Annotated in this window: 13 protein-coding genes; 5 read left to right on the forward strand and 8 right to left on the reverse strand. The window is 59.7% G+C overall.

Annotated elements, in window-relative coordinates:
- Positions 1–714, reverse strand: a 714-nt coding sequence (locus VF672_RS08790; protein WP_331103714.1) for a glutamate--tRNA ligase family protein, incomplete at its 3' end; no start/stop codon positions are given.
- Between the two features lie 206 nt (positions 715–920).
- On the opposite strand from VF672_RS08790, the gene VF672_RS08795 reads away from it, so the two are divergent.
- Both VF672_RS08795 and lpxH read left to right on the forward strand, forming a co-directional pair.
- Positions 921–1,424: a peptidylprolyl isomerase gene (locus VF672_RS08795; protein WP_331103716.1), complete on the forward strand. Its 504-nt coding sequence runs from the start codon at positions 921–923 to the stop codon at positions 1,422–1,424.
- Positions 1,421–2,152, forward strand: coding sequence for a UDP-2,3-diacylglucosamine diphosphatase (gene lpxH / locus VF672_RS08800; RefSeq protein WP_331103718.1), 732 nt, complete (start codon positions 1,421–1,423; stop codon positions 2,150–2,152). The genes VF672_RS08795 and lpxH overlap by 4 nt, the downstream gene beginning before the upstream one ends.
- An 85-nt stretch (positions 2,153–2,237) precedes the next feature.
- On the opposite strand, the gene VF672_RS08805 is transcribed toward lpxH, so the two are convergent.
- From VF672_RS08805 to VF672_RS08825, 5 genes are all read right to left on the reverse strand, one after another.
- Positions 2,238–3,776, reverse strand: a complete 1,539-nt coding sequence (locus VF672_RS08805) for a DHA2 family efflux MFS transporter permease subunit (RefSeq protein ID WP_331103720.1) — start codon at positions 3,774–3,776, stop codon at positions 2,238–2,240.
- Positions 3,777–3,839: 63 nt separating this feature from the next.
- Positions 3,840–5,075 (reverse strand): efflux RND transporter periplasmic adaptor subunit, encoded by a 1,236-nt coding sequence (locus VF672_RS08810; RefSeq protein WP_331103722.1) that lies wholly within the window; start codon positions 5,073–5,075, stop codon positions 3,840–3,842.
- 5 nt (positions 5,076–5,080) lie between these two features.
- Positions 5,081–6,568: an efflux transporter outer membrane subunit gene (locus VF672_RS08815; protein WP_331103724.1), complete on the reverse strand. Its 1,488-nt coding sequence runs from the start codon at positions 6,566–6,568 to the stop codon at positions 5,081–5,083.
- Positions 6,565–7,053, reverse strand: coding sequence for a MarR family winged helix-turn-helix transcriptional regulator (locus VF672_RS08820; RefSeq protein WP_331103726.1), 489 nt, complete (start codon positions 7,051–7,053; stop codon positions 6,565–6,567). The genes VF672_RS08815 and VF672_RS08820 overlap by 4 nt, the downstream gene beginning before the upstream one ends.
- A gap of 140 nt (positions 7,054–7,193) precedes the next feature.
- A complete protein-coding gene (locus tag VF672_RS08825) occupies positions 7,194–7,805 on the reverse strand; it encodes a tRNA-(ms[2]io[6]A)-hydroxylase (protein ID WP_331103728.1) in 612 nt (203 codons plus the stop codon).
- Between the two features lie 150 nt (positions 7,806–7,955).
- Between VF672_RS08825 and VF672_RS08830 the strand changes: the two genes are divergently transcribed.
- Positions 7,956–8,822, forward strand: coding sequence for a universal stress protein (locus VF672_RS08830; RefSeq protein WP_331103730.1), 867 nt, complete (start codon positions 7,956–7,958; stop codon positions 8,820–8,822).
- A 111-nt stretch (positions 8,823–8,933) separates the two neighbouring features.
- On the opposite strand, the gene VF672_RS08835 is transcribed toward VF672_RS08830, so the two are convergent.
- Positions 8,934–9,404: a DUF1289 domain-containing protein gene (locus VF672_RS08835; protein ID WP_020288799.1), complete on the reverse strand. Its 471-nt coding sequence runs from the start codon at positions 9,402–9,404 to the stop codon at positions 8,934–8,936.
- Between the two features lie 393 nt (positions 9,405–9,797).
- On the opposite strand from VF672_RS08835, the gene acnB reads away from it, so the two are divergent.
- Together acnB and VF672_RS08845 are read left to right on the forward strand one after the other, a co-directional pair.
- Entirely contained in the window at positions 9,798–12,398 is a 2,601-nt protein-coding gene (acnB, locus tag VF672_RS08840; protein WP_331103734.1) for a bifunctional aconitate hydratase 2/2-methylisocitrate dehydratase, read from the forward strand.
- Between the two features lie 798 nt (positions 12,399–13,196).
- A complete protein-coding gene (locus VF672_RS08845; protein WP_331103736.1) occupies positions 13,197–13,700 on the forward strand; it encodes a GNAT family N-acetyltransferase in 504 nt (167 codons plus the stop codon).
- 793 nt (positions 13,701–14,493) lie between these two features.
- Here the strand turns inward: VF672_RS08845 and VF672_RS08850 are convergent.
- On the reverse strand, positions 14,494–19,350 hold the full coding sequence (locus VF672_RS08850) for an NAD-glutamate dehydrogenase (RefSeq protein WP_331103738.1): 4,857 nt from the start codon (positions 19,348–19,350) through the stop codon (positions 14,494–14,496).
- Positions 19,351–19,564: the final 214 nt, after the last annotated feature.

The following is a 19,564-nucleotide window of genomic DNA, read 5'->3' on the forward strand; positions in this document are numbered from 1 at the left end:
GTGCGTGATGCCTTCGATGGCATCGGACTGACCGTGGGTGAAGTCATAGTTCGGGTAGATGCACCATTTGTCGCCAGTCTGGTGGTGATGTGCGTGACGGATGCGATACAGGATCGGGTCGCGCAGGTTCATGTTCGGCGAAGCCATGTCGATCTTGGCGCGCAGCACGCGTGCGCCGTCCGGGAATTCACCGGCCTTCATGCGGGCGAAGAGGTCCAGGCTTTCCTCGACACTGCGCTCACGGAACGGGCTGTTCTTGCCCGGTTCGGTCAGGCTGCCGCGATATTCGCGAGCCTGCTCGGGGGTCAGATCGTCGACATAGGCTTTGCCCGACTTGATCAGCTCGACTGCCCAGTCGTGCAATTGGTCGAAATACTGCGAGGCATAGCGCACTTCGCCGGACCATTCGAAGCCCAGCCACTTGATGTCATTTTCGATGGCATCGATGTATTCCTGGTCTTCCTTGGCCGGGTTCGTATCGTCAAAGCGCAGATGCGTTTCGCCGCCAAATTCCTTGGCGAGCCCGAAATTCACGCAGATCGACTTGGCATGACCGATATGCAGATAGCCGTTGGGCTCAGGCGGAAAGCGCGTGACGATCTTCGTGTGCTTGCCGGCATCCAGGTCAGCCTGGACGATCGGGCGCAGGAAATTGGTCGGGACAGCAGGGCCTGCCTTGGAATTCGCAACGGGGTCTTGAGTGGGCTTGCTCATAGGATCCTTGGACAATACAAGTGCGCGGCCAGGGTAGGCCGACTAAATCAAAGCGCCTATCATAGCCGATGCCGTCAAGAGGCTAACAGCACACTCTGCGAAAACACGCGAGTTAAAAACTCGACCGAATTATGTAACCACCTCTGTAAACTGCGCGTCAGGGTTATATCGCGCCCCATCCATGAATCAAAAAGAGCGACTTTTCCATGTCCAAAGTAAAATTGACCACCAATCACGGCGACATCGTATTGGAACTCAACGCTGAAAAAGCGCCACTGACCGTTGCCAACTTCATCGAATACGTCAAAGCCGGCCACTACGAAAACACCGTTTTCCACCGTGTCATCGGCAACTTCATGATCCAGGGCGGCGGTTTTGAGCCAGGCATGAAAGAAAAGAAAGACAAGCGCCCAAGCATCCAGAACGAAGCTGACAACGGTTTGCCAAACGAGAAGTACACCGTGGCCATGGCTCGCACCATGGAGCCGCATTCGGCTTCCGCGCAGTTCTTCATCAATGTCGGCGACAACGCTTTCCTGAACCACAGCGCCAAGACCACTCAGGGCTGGGGCTACGCGGTATTCGCCAAAGTCGTTGAAGGCACCGAAGTCGTCGACAAGATCAAAGGTGTTTCCACCACCAGCAAATCCGGCCACCAAGATGTACCGGCTGAAGACGTGATCATCGAGAAAGCCGAGATCATTGAGTGATATTGCTGATCTCCGATCTGCATCTTGAGGAGGAGCGCCCGGACATTACCCGGGCGTTTCTGGATCTGCTCGCCGGCCGCGCTCGCGCTGCCGAGTCGCTGTATATCCTCGGGGATTTTTTCGAAGCCTGGATCGGTGATGACGCCATGTCGCCGTTCCAGCGCTCGATCTGCGAAGCCCTGCGCCAATTGAGCGACAGCGGCACGCACATTTTTCTGATGCACGGCAATCGTGACTTCATGATTGGCCGCGCATTTTGCAAGGCGGCAGGCTGCACACTGCTGCGCGACCCCAGCGTCGTACAGATGAATGGTGAGCCGGTGCTGTTGATGCACGGCGACAGCCTGTGTACCCGGGATGAAGCCTACATCCGCATGCGTCGTATCCTGCGCAACCCGTTGACGTTATGGGTGTTGCGCAATCTGCCCAAAAGTACGCGCTACAAGCTGGCGCGCAAGCTGCGCAGCGAAAGTCGGGCGCAGACCCGCATGAAAACCAACGACATCGTTGACGTCACGCCCGAGGAAGTCCCAAAGGTCATGACCCAATATGGCGTACGAACCCTGATCCACGGTCATACCCATCGACCGGCGATCCACAAGCTGCAAATCGGCGATGACGCCGCCCGCCGCATCGTGCTCGGTGACTGGGACAAACAAGGCTGGGCGTTGCAGGTCGACGAACAGGGCTTTGCCTTGAGTGCGTTTGATTTTTTAACGCCTGAATGAGCTGTGGGAGCGAGCTTGCTCGCGAAGGCTGTACCGACCCCTTCGCGAGCAAGCTCGCTCCCACGGTTTCTCACCGCTCAAAAGATCAATGCCCGCCGCCCGCCGCCGGCCCGGCCTTGGCGGCAAACGGCGGCTTGGCCAGCCACACCAGCAAGATCAGCCCCATGAACACCCAACCCAGCAAGTAGAAATAATCCACCGTGGACATCATGTACGCCTGACTGTTGAGCGTCTGCTCCAACTGCGCGTACGCCTGTGGACTGGCGCCGCCCAGGCTGCTCAATGCGTCGCGCGTCGCTGGATCATAAGTGCTGAGGTTCTCGCTCAGATACGCATGATGCTGATCCGCCCGACGAATCCAGATCCAGGTGGTCAATGACGCGGCAAAGCTGCCGCCCAGCGTACGCAGGAAAGTCGCCAGCCCGGAACCGTCGGCGATCTGGCTGGGTGGCAGGTCAGACAAAAGGATGCTCAAGGTCGGCATGAAGAACAGCGCCACGCCCGCACCCATGAACAGCTGCACCAGGGCGATGTGCTCGAAATCCACCTGATTGGTAAACCCGGCGCGCATGAAGCAGCTGGTGCCGATTGCCAGGAAAGCCAGGCCAGCCAGCAAGCGCAGGTCGAACTTATGAGCATATTTGCCGACAAAAGGCGACATCAGCACCGGCAGGATACCGATGGGGGCCACCGCCAGCCCCGCATAGGTCGCGGTATAACCCATTTGCGTCTGCAACCATTGCGGCAACAGCAGATTGATGCCGAAGAATCCCGCGTAACCTCCCACCAGCACCATGGTGCCGATACGGAAATTGCGAAACGCGAACAGGCGCAGATTGACGATGGGATGCTTGTCGGTCATTTCCCAAATGATGAACACCGACAAGGCAATCGCCGAAATCACGGTGCCGATCACAATGAAGTTCGATTCGAACCAGTCCAGGTCGTTGCCCTTGTCGAGCACGATCTGCAACGCTCCGACGCCAATGATCAACGTCAGCAGGCCCACGTAATCCATGGGCTGATAACTGGTCACCACCGGACGCTTGGCCATCTGCATGCGTACCACCAGCACGGCGAACAGACCAATCGGGATATTAATGAAGAAAATCCACGGCCAGCTGTAACTGTCAGTGATCCAGCCGCCGAGGATCGGCCCGGCAATGGGCGCGACCACCGTGACCATCGCCAGCAATGCCAGGGCCATCCCCCGCTTGGCCGGAGGATAGACGGCAATCAGCAAGGTCTGCGTCATCGGGTACAACGGCCCGGCGACCACGCCTTGCAGCACGCGAAAGCCCACCAGCTCGGGCATCGACTGGGAAATCCCGCACAGGAACGAGGCAACCACGAACAGAATCGTCGCCCACAAAAACAGTTTCACTTCGCCGAAGCGGCGGCTCAGCCAGCCGGTCAGTGGCAAGGCAATGGCGTTGCTGACGGCGAACGAGGTGATGACCCAGGTGCCCTGCTCCGAACTGACCCCGAGGTTACCCGAGATAGTCGGCAAGGCGACGTTGGCGATGGTGGTGTCCAGCACCTGCATGAACGTCGCCAGAGACAGGCCGATGGTGCATAACAGGAGGCTGGGCGGCGTAAATGAAGCGGGGGCGTTGGCGCTCATCGCGAATCCCTGAAAACTCTGGCGGCGCCCCGACCTTGCAGGACGGGGCTACGGATGGGCGGTTCAGCGCTGGGCAGTCTTGCCGGTCGCGGGGCTGTTTTCGTGGATCAGGCGCGCAATCAAAGCATCGGCGTCAGCCAGTTGCTGTTCGTACACCGTGGTGCTGAACGAGGCCTTCTTCGGCGGTTGCTGGGCCAGCACCGGGCCGCTTTGGTCGTGCAGATTGACATCGACCACTGTCGACAGGCCGATGCGCAATGGATGCTCGGCCAGTTCGTCAGCATTGATGTGAATCCGCACCGGCACGCGCTGGACGATCTTGATCCAGTTACCGGTGGCGTTCTGTGCAGGCAACAGCGCAAACGCGCTGCCGGTGCCGGCGCCCAGGCTGTCGATGGTGCCGCTGTATTTCACGTCGCTGCCGTACAGATCAGACTCGATTTCCACCGGCTGGCCGATGCGCATCTTGCCCAACTGGGTTTCCTTGAAGTTGGCGTCGATCCACAACTGATCCAGCGGGATCACCGCCATCATGGCCGTGCCCGGCTGCACGCGCTGGCCCAGCTGCACGGTGCGTTTTGCGACATAACCGGTTACCGGAGCGATCAACGTACTGCGGGCATCGGCCAGGTACGCCTGACGCAATTGCGCGGCGGCGGCTTTGACGTCGGGATGCGACGAAACTTCGGTGTCATCCACCAGGGCAACGCTGCTGGCCAATTGTTGCTGCAGATTGTTCAAGGCACTTTGCGCGCTGGTCAGGTCATCCTGCGCGTGGGAAAGCTCTTCCTGGGAAATCGCCCCGCCAGCGGCGAGATTCTTCCGGCGGCTGTAATTATCCTGCGCCCTCTTCACTTCCGCGCGCTGCGCCGCCAACTGAGCTTTCATGCCGTCGACATTGCTGTACAAACCGCGCACCTGACGCACGGTCTTGGCCAGATTGGCCTCGGCGCTTTGCAGTCCCACTTCGGCGTCACTCGGGTCGAAGCGCAACAACACCTGACCTTCACGGACCAGATCGCCATCGTCAGCGCCAATGCTGATCACGGTGCCAGTAACCAGCGGAGTGATTTCCACCACGTTGCCGTTCACATAAGCGTCGTCGGTGCTCTCGCTCCAGCGCCCGTAAAGTTCGTGCCAGGCCCAGATGCCTAGCGCGCACAGAATCACGATCAATAACAGTCCCAGCAGAAGGAATTTACGCTTGCGTGGATTGCTGTCTTTATTGCCATCCTGAGCTTTGGCGTTGTCAGCCTGGTCTTTGGGCGCGGATGTGTTTTCGCTAGTGGCAGTGGCCATGACAATTACCTTGTGTTAGTCAGCGAAGCAGCTGATGAAGTGGCCGGTCTCGTTGATTCCGAAGGACCTTGCCCCTCGAAACCGCCGCCCAGGGCCTGCATCAACTGGATCGACAAATCGATTCGTTCGGCGTTGAGATCAGCCAGTTGGCGTTGGGATTGCAGCAGTTGCTGTTCGATGGTCAGCACATCCAGGTAATTGCCGATGCCCGAGCCGTAACGCTGGGTCACGGTGTCGAAGGATTGCTGGATGACATCGGTGGCGTGCTGCCGAGCCTGGATCTGGCCGTCCATGGCGCGCAGCTGACCAATGTTGTCGCTGACGTCGCCCAAGGCCCGAATCAGGCTTTTGTTGTATTGCGCCACGGCCAAGTCGTAATCGGCATCCCGCGCGTCGAGGTCGGCGCGCAGTCGGCCGCCATCGAACAGCGGCAGGGAAATGGTCGGGGCGATATTAAAGAAACGACTGGCCGAGCCGAACAGCGCATCACCCAGCAACGACTCGGTGCCCGCCGCAGCGCTGAGGTTGAGGTTCGGGTAGAAATTGGTCTTGCCGGCCACGATGTTCTTGCTCGCCGCCTCGACCCGCCAACGTGCGGCAACGATGTCCGGGCGACGGCCCAACATTTCAGCGGGCAACGACGACGGCAATGCCACCACAGCAGGCTTGAGAACCTTGGGCCGAAACAGATCCTCGCCACGGTCCGGGCCTTTGCCGAGCAACACCGCCAGGGCGATTTTCGCGCTGCGCAGACGCTTGTCGGCGTCGATCAGCTGTTCCTGGGAGTTCGCCTCCAGGCTTTCGGTCTGCTGGTATTGATACTGGCTGTCGATCCCGGATTGTAGGCGACGACCGCCCAGATCCAGCAGTTGCCGGGTGCGCTTGAGATCTTCAGTCGCCAGGTCACGAACCACATAAGCCTGACCCAGATCGCTGTAGGCGCGCGCTACATCGGCGGCCAGCGTCAACTGCGCAGCCTGCTGATCGACTTCGGCGGCTCGGGCCTGGCCCAGCGCCGCTTCCCAGGCGGCACGCTGGCCGCCCCAAAGGTCGAAGTTGTAATTGAAATTGACCGCCATGCTGCGCAACGTGCTGTAACGCCCGCCCACACCGCTCGGGTCCTGATCCTTGGCCAGGCGCGAGCGGCTGATACTGGCGTCAGCATCAACGGTCGGCATGCGCGCGGCGTCGGCCGCATACGCAGTGGCCATCGCCTGATGAGTACGCGCGCTGGCGACCTGCATGTCCGGGCTGTCGCGCAGGGCTTCGCTGATCAGGCCGTCAAGTTGCGGATCGCCGAGGTTTTTCCACCAATCGCGCTTGGGCCACGCAGCGGGTGAGAGGGTGATGTCCTGCAGATTGCGTTCGCTGTGCAGGGTCTTGGCATCGAGGCTTTGCCCCTCGGTGACCAGACCGCTGTAATTGGCGCAGCCGGCAAGGCTCAGGGCAAGCAACAACAGGCTATGGCGCGCCTGCAAAATCGTGCGGTTCATGTTGCACCCGTGTCTTTGAAGCTCAGACGAGTAATGGTGGTGTGATCATCGGCTCCTACCAGGATCTTGGTCAGGATGCGCTCCAGACTGGCAACCTCCTCGGCCTCCAGTACGCCAAGCAGATCATTCAGTGCGTCGGCGCCGATCTGCGGCAAGCGGTCCGAAAGCGCCTGACCTTCGGCGGTCAACGCGAGATGCACCTGGCGTCGATCAGTCGCCGAACGGCTGCGAACCAAAAGCGCCTTTTGCTCCAGACGGTCGAGCATGCGGGTCATCGAGCCGCTGTCCAGCGACAGACAACGGGACAATTCCGCCGGTGTGTCAAAACCGCCCCGCGCCACGATGATCAACACCTTGAACTGTGAGGAAGTGACGCCATACGGGATCAGATGCTTGTCCAGCAAGCGATCCTTCACCGAGTTGGTTCGGCCGATCAGCATTCCCATGATTGAAGAATTCAGGTCAGCGGGACTGAAATGTTTCATGCATCCACCAAAGTAACTGCCTAGGCAGCGAGTTACATAATGTTACTGCTTAGGCAGCAAATGGCCAAGCTTTTATTAGCAGGCTTACTATTCAGACGTAAAAAAGGCGTCCGAGGACGCCTTCTATATAGCGAGAAGAATCAAGCCAGCGCAGGCACGCCGCTATGAAAGCGAAACTCTTCATCCGGGCTTTCGATCAGCTCACGTTCGGCAAGCAGAATCTCCTGAATCTTGGCCTCCACATCCGCCTTGTCGCCATAGGTATGGGCCAGTTTCAGATAGTCCTGAAAATGCCGCGCCTCGGATTTCAACAGGCTGGAATAGAACTTGGCCAGGTCCTCATCCAGATGCGGGACCAACGCTGCAAAGCGCTCGCAGGAACGCGCTTCGACAATCGCGCCGACAATCAGCGCATCCGTCAGGCGGTACGGATTGTGATTGCGCACCAGCTTGCGCAACGAACCGGCGTAACGGGCGGAGCTGATATTGACCAGCGGGATGGCGCGCTTGCGGATGATGGCGATGACTTGTTCGAAATGGCGCAGTTCTTCCCGGGCCAACCGCGACATCTTGCTCAGCAGGTCGAACTTGTCGTTGTACTGGAACATAAACTGAAATGCCGCCCCGGCAGCCTTCTTTTCATTGTTCGCATGATCGATCAACAGGATGTCCAGATTGCGCAAAGCGGCCTGGACCCAGCTGTCGGGGGTGCGGCAAAGCAGGAAGGCTTCTATTTCAGGGATCGGGTACATGAGTTCACGGATGGCTGGATGACAAAGCCCGGCATTATACGAGGCCGACCGAAGTCCCGCGATATAAATGAAATTGACTTGAATCAACGCCCGATTCCGGGCAGCGCAACTATAGTTACCGGGCGCTTATGCAGCCGGGAGATCCAATTCATGCAAGCCATTCGCAGCATCCTAGTGGTCATCGAGCCCGATCATCCTGACAGTCTGGCGCTCAAACGGGCGCGACTGATCGCGGGCGTCACCCAGGCGCATCTGCATTTGCTGATCTGCGACCGGAAAAACCATCCGCATAACGCGCTACTGGTCGAACTCAAACGACGCCTGCATGACGAGGGCTTTAGCGCCACGGCCGAGCAAGCGTGGAATGAAAGCCAGCACAAAACCATCATCCAGGTGCAACAGGCTGAAGGCTGCGGGCTGGTGATCAAACAGCACTTTCCCGACAATCCGCTGAAGAAAGCGTTGCTGACGCCCGAGGACTGGAAGCTATTGCGTCGCTGCCCAAGCCCGGTATTGATGGTCAAGACCGACAGGTCGTGGGTGAAGGGCGTGGTTCTGGCGGCGGTTGACGTGGGTAACGCCGACGGCGAGCACCGCGCTCTGCACTACGACATCATTGATCGCGGCTTTGACATCGCCGCCCTGGCCAAGGCCCAGTTACACGTGATCGCCGCACATCCGTCACCAATGCTGTCGGCGGCCGACCCGGTATTCCAACTCAAGGAAACCATCGAAGCACGCTATCGCGAGCAATGTCAGGCGTTCCAGACCGAGTTCGAGGTTGATGATGATCATCTGCACATCGCCGAAGGGCCCGCCGACGTCCTGATCCCGTTCACCGCCCGTCAGCTGGGTGCAGTCGTGACCATCATAGGCACCGTCGCCCGTAGCGGAATTTCCGGCGCACTGATCGGCAACACCGCCGAAGTGGTACTGGATTCACTGGAAAGCGACGTATTGGTGCTCAAGACCGATGAAATCGTCAGACATCTGGAAGAGGTCTGGGTGAAGGGTTGAAGTTGAAAATCGATCTGTAGGAGCGAGGCTTGCCCGCGAAAGCGTCATTTCACGCAATGAATATCGCGACCGGAATAGCCATTCGCGGGCAAGCCTCGCTCCAACAAATCCCTAGCCCCCGAATGCATCCTTGAGGAAACCCGGCGCGATGTAGCGCTCGTAGTGGGCCTCGGAAAGCAGAAAAAACTCTCGATCGATGGCGTCGCGCAGATCCGGCAGCGGCCAGTCGCGGAATTCCGGCAACAGCGCCAGACCATAGGCTTCTATATTGGAGATCACCCGCGCACCGCGGGCGATCAGCTGATAAGCCCAGCAGTACTCGGACTGGTTGGGCACGAAGCGAATCTTGCGCTGCACCAGTTGCAGGCGCAGTTTTTCGGCATCGAACACTTCGAGCTTGGCGGTCATGACCTGCACCAGCAGTTGCTCAAGGCGCAGCCACACCGCACGTTTTTCAGCCTCGTTATAGCCGTTCCAGTTGATCACTTCATGATGAAAACGCTTGCAGCCACGACAGACCAGATCCCCGTAAACAGTGGAGCAAAGGCCTACGCAGGGCGTTTTGATGATTTGATTGGGCATGGCGGACAGGGCAACGAAAGGCGTGACAAGCCCACATGTTAGCCCTTTGTCTAACAGTGTTCACCCCCGAAGGTGTAGGGCTTAACTTACCTTTGGCAGAGTTTTGCCGTAGAATCAGCGAGCCTTTTAAGGCGCCAATGTCCGTTGGAAGCTGTTTTCAAAGCGTCACGAGCACAGTCAAGTTAACCCCGCAGTCGGTGTTGACGCAGGTTTCGCGCCTTCGTCAACACTCATCAGCCGTCCTGCAGGCGTAAAACTTTGAAAACAGCTTCTGTAAGGAATTGCCGATTTACCCTGACCAAGGAACTCAAAAAGTTTCGTCGTGCAGGTATCGGGTAATTCCTGGATGAGCGTCCCGGACAACCATTTGGGACCACTGATGAGGGTAATACTGTGCTTGAAGCCTACCGTAAACACATCGAAGAGCGTGCCGCCCAGGGTATCGTGCCCCAGCCGCTTAACGCCGAACAAACTGCAGGCCTGGTCGAGCTGCTGAAAAACCCACCGGCTGGCGAAGAAGCTTTCCTGCTTGACCTGATCACCAATCGCGTTCCACCAGGCGTTGACGAAGCTGCCTACGTCAAGGCCGGTTTCCTTTCTGCCCTGGCCAAGGGCGAAGTTCATTCCCCTCTGCTGGACAAAAAGCGCGCCGTTGAACTGCTCGGCACCATGCAGGGCGGCTATAACATCGTGACCATGGTTGACCTGCTGGACGATGCCGAGCTGGCACCGGTCGCCGCAGAACAACTGAAGCACACCCTGCTGATGTTCGACGCCTTCCACGACGTCGCTGAAAAAGCCAAGAACGGCAACGCACACGCCAAAGGCGTGCTGCAGTCTTGGGCTGACGGCGAGTGGTTCCAGAAGCGTCCGACCCTGGCCGAGAAAATCAGCCTGCGCGTCTTCAAGGTCACCGGCGAAACCAACACCGACGACCTGTCGCCTGCGCCTGATGCCTGGTCCCGCCCGGACATCCCGCTGCACGCCCTGGCCATGTTGAAAATGGCCCGCGAGGGCATCGTGCCTGACGTGCAAGGCTCCATCGGTCCGATGAAGCAGATCGAAGAAATGCGCGGCCAGGGCTTCCCTATCGCCTACGTCGGTGACGTGGTCGGTACCGGTTCCTCGCGTAAATCGGCCACCAACTCGGTGCTGTGGTTCTTCGGCGACGACATCCCGAACGTGCCTAACAAACGCGCCGGCGGCTTCTGCTTCGGCAGCAAGATCGCGCCGATCTTCTACAACACCATGGAAGATGCGGGCGCCCTGCCGATCGAGTTCGACGTGTCGAACATCAACATGGGCGACGTGATCGACGTTTACCCGTACGCGGGCAAAGTCACCAAACACGGCACCGACGACGTGCTGGCAACCTTCGAACTGAAGACGCCTGTGCTGCTCGACGAAGTCCGTGCTGGCGGCCGTATTCCGCTGATCATCGGTCGTGGTCTGACCGGCAAGGCACGCGCCGAGCTGGGTCTGCCGCCATCAACGCTGTTCAAACTGCCCGATGTTCCGGTTGCCAGCACCAAGGGTTTCACCCTGGCGCAGAAAATGGTCGGCAAGGCCTGCGGCACCGACGGTATCCGTCCGGGCACTTACTGCGAGCCGAAGATGACCACGGTCGGTTCTCAGGACACCACCGGTCCGATGACCCGTGATGAACTCAAAGACCTGGCGTGCCTGGGCTTCTCCACCGACCTGGTGATGCAGTCGTTCTGCCACACTGCGGCGTATCCGAAGCCGATTGACGTCAAGACTCACCACACACTGCCTGACTTCATCATGACCCGCGGCGGCGTTTCCCTGCGCCCGGGCGACGGCATCATCCACAGCTGGCTGAACCGCATGCTGCTGCCGGACACCGTCGGCACCGGTGGCGACTCGCACACCCGTTTCCCGATCGGTATCTCGTTCCCGGCCGGTTCCGGTCTGGTGGCGTTTGCCGCGGCCACCGGCGTTATGCCGCTGGACATGCCGGAGTCGATCCTGGTCCGCTTCAAGGGCACGCTGCAACCGGGCGTCACCCTGCGTGACCTGGTTCATGCGATTCCGTACTACGCGATTCAGAAAGGCCTGCTGACGGTCGAGAAGAAAGGCAAGAAGAACGCTTTCTCCGGTCGCATTCTGGAGATCGAAGGTCTGGAAACCCTGACCGTCGAGCAGGCTTTCGAACTGTCTGACGCGTCGGCCGAACGCTCTGCTGCCGGTTGCACCATCAAACTGTCGAAAGAGTCCATCGCCGAGTACCTGAAGTCCAACATCACCCTGCTGCGCTGGATGATCGGCGAAGGCTACGGCGACCCGCGTACCCTGGAGCGTCGTGCTCTGGCGATGGAAGCCTGGGTGGCCAACCCCGAGTTGCTGGAAGCCGATGCGGACGCCGAATACGCCGAAATCATCGAGATTGATCTGGCCGACGTTAAAGAGCCTGTGCTCTGCGCGCCGAACGACCCGGACGACGCCCGTTTGCTGTCGAGCGTTGCTGGCGAGAAAATCGACGAGGTGTTCATCGGTTCGTGCATGACCAACATCGGTCACTTCCGTGCTGCGGGCAAGCTGCTGGAGCAGGTCAAGGGTCAGTTGCCGACGCGTCTGTGGCTGTCGCCTCCGACCAAGATGGATGCTCATCAGTTGACCGAGGAAGGTTACTACGGCATCTACGGCAAGGCCGGCGCGCGCATGGAAATGCCGGGCTGCTCGCTGTGCATGGGTAACCAGGCACGTGTGGAGCCGAATTCGACCGTGGTGTCGACGTCGACCCGTAACTTCCCGAACCGTCTGGGTGACGGTGCCAACGTTTACCTGGCTTCGGCTGAGTTGGCGTCGGTTGCGTCGATTCTGGGTCGTTTGCCGACGGTCGAGGAGTATATGGAGTACGCGGGCAAGATCGACAGCATGGCTGCCGATGTTTACCGTTACCTGAGCTTTGACCAGATCGCGGAATTCCGCGAGGCTGCGGCCAACGCTAATATTCCGGTTGTTCAGGCGTAATAGCTGAAACCGCGTTGAAAGAACCCCGCTCCGGCGGGGTTTTTTTATGGTTGGTTTATTAGTAGGACCGGCTTCAGCCGGGAATTGCGCGGTGATGCTGATAGGGCCTGCCTAACGGCAGACCGTTTCGCCTTCGGCGAGTTACTTGATAAAGCCCCAAGTAACCAAGGGCTTATGCTCCTGGTTGGGCCCTTCCTTCGTCAGGGTTCCTTCACTCCGGTCTCGCTCCGTGGGCCCGCGCCGAACCTGCGTTCAGCCTGCACCCTAGTCGCGGTTGGCGGTGTCTAGGCTTTTTGTGCTCGAAGATCAGAAGCAGATCAAGAGCTTCCCGGCTAAAGCCAGTCCTACAGGGGTCGGCGCCAGTTCAACTGAATGCACGCGGTGTCGTAGGACCGGCTTCAGCCGGGAAAGCGGTTCCACTGACTGTACGCGGTGTTTTAGTGGGACCGGCTTCAGCCGGGAAGACGGCCCCACTGACTGTACGCGGTGTTTTAGTGGGACCGGCTTCAGCCGGGAAGACGGCCCCACTGACTGTACGCGGTGTTTTAGTGGGACCGGCTTCAGCCGGGAAGGCGCCAGTTCAGGCTGGCAAAGGCCGATGAGACGAGACCGTTCCCGTTGGAGCGAGCTTGCTCGCGAATGCTGTTGATCGTGCCCGCGCTCTGCGTGGGCATGCGCCCTGTGACGCTCTGCGTCACCACGCACGTTGTCCATACTTTTGGGTGTTGGTCACCATAGCCATATCCGCAATCAGCCGCTTAGACTGTCCCCGCCTTCTGTTTTCATAGGACGAATCCAGTGAATGTTGCTGTCGATCAAGTTGTGATCCATCGTTTCACCGAAGCCCATATCGAGGGTGTGACCGCGTTGTACAACGACCCTGAGGTGTGTCGTCAGGTGCTTCAGATGCCGTACCAGTCCGCCGATGTCTGGCGCAAACGGCTGGCCGGGGCGGATGACCGGTCTGTGAAGCTTGTCGCTTTGCATCAGGGTCAGGTGATCGGCAACATTGGCCTGGAGCAATACGCGCGCATTCGTCAGCGCCATGTCGGCGCTATCGGCATGGGCGTGGCCGCGGGCTGGCAGGGCAAAGGGGTTGGCTCCCGGCTCATGGCCGCCGTGCTGGAGGTGGCGGACAACTGGATGAACCTGCACCGGGTTGAACTCACCGTGTTTGCCGACAACGAAGCCGCTTTGGCGCTGTACTGCAAGTTCGGCTTCGAAACCGAAGGCCGCCTGCGGGACTACGCCATACGCGACGGCGTCCTCGTCGACGCCATCAGCATGGCGCGATTGAAATAACCGCTCAGCGTTTTGGAGGATCGACGCAGAGCGTCCGGGGATGCATGCCCACTCGGAGCGTGGGAACGATCAACAGCATTCGCGAGCAAGCTCGCTCCCACGGCAACAGTGTCGTGTCATCGACCTTTGCCTGGCTGAGCGAGCGCCTTCCCGGCTAAAGCCGGTCCCACTAAAAGCAACGCACGCAGTCAGTGGGACTGGCTTTTACCGGAGATGGACGCGGAGCGTCCAAGGATGTATAGCCACGCAGAGCGTGGGCACGATCAGCACTAAAAGCAACGCATGCAGTCAGTGGGACTGGCTTCTTCCCCAACCAAAACCAGCCCCACAAAAGCACCGCGTATATCCCGTGGGACCGGCTTCAGCCGGGAAGCTGTTGATCTGCTTCTGATCTGCCTCGCTTCTGATCTGCCTCGCTTCTGATCTGCCTTACTTCTGATCTTCCTACGCAAAAAGTCCAGTCACCGCAAAACGCGACTTGGGTGCAGGCTGAACGCAGGTCTCGTGGAGTGGGCCGAGCCGCATGGATGCGGCGATAGCGCCGTCAGGACAGGGATGTCCGTTCGGCGCGGGCCCACGGAGCGAGACCGGAGTGAAGGTATTCCGACGAAGGAGGAACCCAACCAGGAGCAAGCACCCTTGGTTACTTGGGGTGCCTTTCCAAGTAACTCGCCGAAGGCGAAACAGTCTGCCCCTAGGCAGACGCTTTTGATCTTTAGAACAGTTTCCACAGGACCATAAAAAAGCCCCGCGTCTCTCAACGCGGGGCTTCCTGTTACAGACGACTAAACCATCAAACCACAGTCGTCTGCCCACTCATTGCCAAGTCCAGCAACTCACGGTTAGCGACCGCATACATTGCATAATCGTTACCGCTGGCGGCACGCAACTCCACCAACATCGCGCGCCAGCGCTCGACCATCGGCAAATGCTGCTCAAGCCACAGGTTGAGACGCTCTTCGATGTCCGCCGGACCATTCGCCATCTGCAACACAGACACCGTGATCGCCCGCTGCTGCCAATCGATATCGTCACGGAACGCCTCACGGGCCAGCGCCTGCCAGTTATTCTCCACCGGCAATGCACTGATCTGCTGCAGATACCACGTCACATCCAGCGAACTGCCCACCGCGAAATACACCTTCGCCACGTCCGCTGCATTCTGACCGGTCACGTCAGACGCCTCGATGATCGGCAACAGCGTGTACAAGTGACTGGTGCCCGCGACCATCCGCGCCAGCAACTCCGGCACGCCCGCCGCCACGTACTCCTGATAACGCGTCTGCCAGACCTCACGGGTCGGCCCTTCCAGCAACTCGTCTAGCTTCAGGCCCAGCGCTGCAATGTGCGGACCGAAGTGCGCCACGTCACGCCCCGCGTCCAGCTCGTTGCGGCGGCTGCGCAAGAACCAGCGCGTGGCACGGCGGCCAAGACGCATCAGCTCATCCATCAGCGCCAGCTGAATCTCGGCCGGGACCTTGTAGTCCAGCGCCTCGATCTGACGGAACCAGTGCGGCAGGTGGAAAATGTCACGCACGATCACATAAGCACCGGCCACGTTGGCCGCGGTCATGCCGGTCGACTCTTTGAGTCGCTGCACGAAGGTAATGCCCATGTGGTTGACCAGATCGTTGGCGATCTGCGTGCTGACGATTTCACGCTTCAGACGGTGGCGACGCATCGAATCGGAGAACTTCGCGCCCAACGAAGGCGGGAACGCAGTCTCCATGTCGCGCGCCAGGTAGTCGTCATCCGGGACGCGAGATTCCAGCAGCGCTTCCTTGAGGTCGATCTTGCTGTAGGAGATCAGCACCGACAGCTCGGCCCGGGTCAGGCCCTGCTTCTCGGCGATGCGCTCGGCCAGTTGATCTTCCGCCGGCAGAAACTCGATGGCACGGTCCAGCTTGCCACGCGCTTCCAGGTCGCTCATCAGGCGCTTGTACTCGGCGATGCGCTCGTAAGCACGGCGCTCCGCCAGAGACAGGGCCTGGGTCTGCTTGTAGTTGTTGCCGAGAACGAGGTTGCCCACTTCTTCGGTCATGCTTTCGAGCAGCAGGTTGCGCTGCTTCTCGGTCATGTCGCCGGCCTGGACCACTTCGTTCAGCAGGATCTTGATGTTCACTTCGTGGTCGGAGCAGTCGACGCCACCGGCGTTGTCGATGAAGTCGGTGTTGGTCGCGCCGCCGATCAGGCCGAATTCGACACGACCCAGTTGGGTCATGCCCAGGTTACCGCCCTCGCCCACGACCTTGCAGCGCAACTGATTGCCGTTGACGCGCAACGCGTCGTTGGCTTTGTCGCCCACGTCCGCATGGGTTTCGGTGCTGGCCTTGACGTAGGTGCCGATGCCGCCGTTCCACAACAGGTCCACGGGGGCCTTGAGCAGCGCGTGCATCAGTTCGGTCGGGGTCAGTTTGTCAGCGGTGATGTCGAAACGCGCTTTCATCTGCGGGGTGATCGCGATGCTTTTCGCGCTGCGCGGGAAGATACCGCCGCCTTCGGACATCAGGCTGGTGTCGTAGTCGGTCCATGCCGAACGCGGCAGGTCGAACAGACGCTGACGCTCGACAAAGCTGCGCGCCGGGTCCGGGTTCGGGTCGATGAAGATATGCAGGTGGTTGAAGGCCGCGACCAGTTGCAGCGTTTCGGACATCAACAGGCCGTTACCGAACACGTCTCCGGCCATGTCGCCGACGCCGATCACGCTGATGCTGTCCTGCTGGACGTTGATGCCGCGCTCGCGGAAGTGCCGCTGCACGCCGACCCAGGCACCCTTGGCGGTGATGCCCATCTTCTTGTGGTCGTAACCTGCCGAACCGCCTGATGCAAAGGCGTCACCGAGCCAGAAACCGTAGTCGATGGCGATGCCGTTGGCGATGTCGGAGAAGGTCGCAGTGCCTTTGTCGGCGGCAACCACCAGGTACGGGTCGTCGTCGTCGTGGCGCACCACGTTGGCCGGCGGCACGAGGACGCCTTCTTTCAGGTTGTCGGTGATGTCCAGCAGACCGGAAATGAACAGGCGGTAGCACGCGATGGCTTCGGCCTGAATCTCGTCGCGGGTGCCGGTGGTCGGCAGACGACGGGGCAGGAATCCGCCCTTGGCGCCGACCGGCACGATGACCGAGTTCTTCACTTGTTGGGCTTTGACCAGGCCCAGCACTTCGGTGCGGAAGTCTTCTTCACGGTCGGACCAGCGAAGACCGCCACGGGCTACGTTGCCAAAGCGCAAATGCACGCCTTCGACGCGCGGCGAGTAAACGAAGATTTCGAACTTCGGCACCGGCTTCGGCAGCTCGGGGATCAGACGCGGGTTGAACTTGAAGCTGAAGTAGCTTTTGCTCTGGCCATTGACGTCGGTCTGGTAGAAGTTGGTGCGCATGGTCGCCTTGATCAAATCAAGGTAGCGACGCAGGATGCGGTCCTCGTTGAGCACTTGCACGCCGTCCAGCGCGGTGAGAATCGCCTGCTCCAGACGCTGTTGCATGTCGTCCAGGTCGCCACCGCTCAGCTTGCGCGCCAGGTAGAAGCGAGTCTTGAACAGACGCGTCAGCTCGCGGGCAATGTCGGCGTGGTTGTTCAGCGTGCTGGCGATGTAACCCAGGTCGAAGCCCAGACGAATCTGCTTCAGGTAACGGGCGTAGGCACGCAGCAACGCGACGTCGCGCCACGGCAGACCGGCCGTCAGTACCAGACGGTTGAACGCATCGTTTTCGGCTTCGCCACGCACGATGTGGACGAACGCGTCCTGCAACGTGTCGTTGAGCTGCTGCAGGTCCAGTTTCAGACCTTCGCCGTAGGTGAACGCAAAATCGTGAATCCAGAACTCGCGCCCGTTGGTGTGGCGCAGGCGATACGGGAATTCACCGAGCACGCGCAGGCCGAGGTTTTCCAGAATTGGCAGCACGTCGGACAGCGCCAGCGGGGTATCTGCGTGGTACAGCTTGCAATGCAGCTGCGCCTTGTCGCCCGACAACGGTTGATAGAAGCTCATGACCAGCGGATTGGCTTCGGACAGGCTCAGCACGTGCTGCATGTCGACCACGGCAGAGTGCGCCGCGAAACGCTCGCGGTAACCTGCCGGAAAACCTTTCGGGAAGTCGGCCAGGACGTTGGTGCCCTGGGCTTCGCCGAAGCTTTCAATGACCAGACTGGCGTAGTCGTCCTTCCACGAACGGCAGGCCTGGATGACTTCGTTTTCCAGCTGTTGCGGGTCGATGTCGAGGGTGACTTTCGGGTCCACACGCAGGATCAACTGCACGCGCGCCAGCACCGACTCGGAGAAGAAGGTCCAGAACTCGCAGTCAGTCGCCTTCAGGCGATCCATCAGCACCTGCTGAATCTTCTGACGGACTTCAGTGGAATAGACGTCGCGCGGGACATAGGCCAGGCAGTAGCAGAAACGGCCGTACGGGTCTTTGCGCAGGAACACGCGGATCTTGTTGCGCTCCTGGATCTGCACGATCGACATGACCGTGGTGAACAGCTCGTCCACCGGGGTCTGGAACAGGTCGTCGCGGGGCAGCACTTCCACCACCTGCGCCAGTTCCTTGCCCAGGTGCGCCTTGGCGTCGAACCCGGAACGGCGCTCCACTTCGGCGACCTTGCGGCGGATGTACGGAATGTTGCGCACGCTTTCGCCATACACCGAGGAGGTGTACAGGCCCATGAAGCGCGATTCCTTGATGACCTTGCCGTCGGCGTCGATCTGGCGGATCGACACGTAGTCCGGGTACGCCGGGCGGTGCACGCGGCTCGGGTGCGCGGCTTTGGCGAAGGACAGCAGGGTTGGCTCCTGCAGGTAGTTCACTGCGTAGCCTTCAATGTGCAGGTCGTCAGCGGTGAGGCCGGCGCGCAGCAGCTTGGTCAGGCCGAGGAAGGACGACGGGTCATAACTGAGCTGGCCGCCCTCGCCTTCGTTGGTGACGGTAAATTCTTCATAACCGAGGAAGGTGAAGTGGTTGTTCACCAGCCACTCGAGGAACACCTTGACCTCGGATTTTTCTTCGGGGTCAACGCTGTACTCGGTGGCGTCGATACCGGCCAGCAGCTCATGGAGCTTGGCTTTCATCGGCTCGAAATCTTCGACCGCGACGCGCACTTCGCCCAGCACCTGCTCCAGTTCGCGTGCCAGCACGTTCAGCTCCGCGGCGTTGGCGCAGCGGTCGATCTCCAGATACATCAACGATTCTTGCAGCACGCCGTCGTCGCTGCTGCCTTTTGGCAACAGTTCGAGCAGCTGGCCTTTCTCATCACGACGTACGCTCAACACGGTGGTCTGCAGCGTGTGGATGCTATAACCGCGGCGATTGAGTTCGGTGCGCACCGAGTCGACCAGGAACGGCAGGTCGTGGTGCAATACTTCGACGGCGGTGTGGGTGGACTGCCAGCCGTGACGTTCGTAATCGGGGTTGTAGACCCGCACTTGCGGCGTGCCGTGCTCGAAGCGTTCGAGCAGGCGCCAGGCCGAGAGGGTGCAACCGGCCAGGTCAGAGAGTCTGCGCTGGGTGAGTTCGTCGAGGGAAATGATGCCGAAGAATTGATCAGCGAACAGCGCCACTTGTGGCAGTGCCTGTTCACTGATGTGCTGAGCCAGTGCCGCTCGCAGTTGGTGCTGGAAGTCGGACTTGCTGGCTGCGGTGAAGAACGCCATCTGTGGTACTCCGATTGGCTTGAGCTTTTATATAGGAGAGATGCGTGTGTCGGGTCGAGCTGGAGCGTTTGTCACGTTTGCGCCTGGTCGATCATAGTCAGCATAACGTGATAAGGGGCGGCGCGTTTTGCGCTGCCTGCTTTACTAACGCTCGTGGTGTGTGTGCCGTCACATTTGATCGGCCCGAGTGGACGTCGACACGGTTTTTGCCCAG

The sequence above is a fragment of the Pseudomonas sp. genome (genome assembly GCF_036387035.1).
Lineage (GTDB): Bacteria > Pseudomonadota > Gammaproteobacteria > Pseudomonadales > Pseudomonadaceae > Aquipseudomonas.